Consider the following 837-nt stretch of genomic DNA (forward strand, 5'->3'; position numbering starts at 1 on the left):
CCCTGGTGTTCTACCGCGAAAATTGCGCCGACATGGCGTTGCGCGCCGAAGACATCAACGAAGCCTTCATTGCTTCCAGCAAAGCCCTGCTGATCACCGGCACCCATTTCTCCACCGACGGCGTCTACAAGGCGAGCATCCAGGCCCTGGACTATGCCGAGAAACACAACGTCAAACGGGTGCTGGACATCGACTACCGCCCGGTGCTCTGGGGCCTGGTCGGCAAGGCAGACGGCGAAACCCGGTTCGTTGCTGATCAGAACGTCAGCCAGCACGTGCAGAAAATCCTCCCGCGCTTCGACCTGATCGTCGGTACTGAAGAAGAGTTTTTGATCGCCGGGGGCTCCGAGGATTTGCTCACTGCATTGCAAAACGTCCGGCGCCTGAGCGCGGCGACGTTGGTGGTCAAGCTCGGGCCGCAAGGCTGCACGGTGATTCACGGGGCGATTCCGGCGCGTCTGGAAGACGGCGCGATCTATCCCGGCGTGCGCGTCGAAGTGCTGAATGTGCTGGGGGCCGGCGATGCCTTCATGTCGGGTTTCCTCAGCGGCTGGCTGGAGGATGCCAGCGACGAGCGTTGCTGCCAGTTGGCCAATGCCTGCGGCGGTCTGGTGGTGTCGCGCCATGCCTGCGCCCCGGCGATGCCGACCCGTGCCGAACTCGACTATCTATTCAGCAGCCCGGTGCCAATCACCCGGCCGGATCAGGACGCCGTGTTGCAGCGGCTGCATCAGGTCAGCGTGCCGCGCAAACAGTGGAGGCAACTGTTCATCTTCGCTTTCGATCATCGCGGGCAACTGGTGGAGCTGGCCCATAAGGGCGGTCGCGACCTGAGCA

1 protein-coding gene is annotated in these 837 nt (G+C 62.8%); it reads left to right on the plus strand.

Annotated features, from left to right (window positions below):
* The coding region (locus tag PMI18_RS22520; protein ID WP_033036038.1) for a PfkB family carbohydrate kinase at positions 1-837 on the plus strand (837 nt) is incomplete at both ends.

The sequence above is a fragment of the Pseudomonas sp. GM102 genome, assembly GCF_000282555.1.
In the GTDB taxonomy this organism is placed as follows: Bacteria; Pseudomonadota; Gammaproteobacteria; order Pseudomonadales; family Pseudomonadaceae; genus Aquipseudomonas.